This window comes from Microbacterium sp. ZXX196 (assembly GCF_009709595.1).
GTDB lineage: Bacteria > Actinomycetota > Actinomycetes > Actinomycetales > Microbacteriaceae > Microbacterium > Microbacterium excoecariae.
The window spans coordinates 1-258 of the sequence record NZ_WMEE01000314.1; the positions used below are offsets into that span (position 1 = coordinate 1).

The 258-nt window shown below is 72.5% G+C and carries 1 pseudogene; it reads left to right on the plus strand.

Going from position 1 to position 258, the window contains the following annotated elements:
* Positions 1-77: 77 nt before the first annotated feature.
* Positions 78-258, plus strand: a pseudogene (locus tag GJQ66_RS14300) (hypothetical protein); the annotation flags it as partial.

Here is a 258-nt window from a genome sequence, read left to right on the forward strand (position 1 = left end):
TGCGTTGCGTGGGGGTGCGTTGCGAGAGCGGACGGGCGGTCGCGAGTTTCGCCGACGGCAGCGCCGCGGAGGCCGACGTGATCATCGGTGCCGACGGGATCGACTCCACGGTACGGTCCACAGCGGACCTGGGCAGGCCGCTGCGGTTCGCAGGGAGCACCGTGTGGCGGGCCGTCATCGAGTTCGCGCTCCCTCCCGGGCCCGGCCTGCTGACCTTCGGACGCTCCAGCCAGTTCGGGATCTGGCGCCTGCACGGGG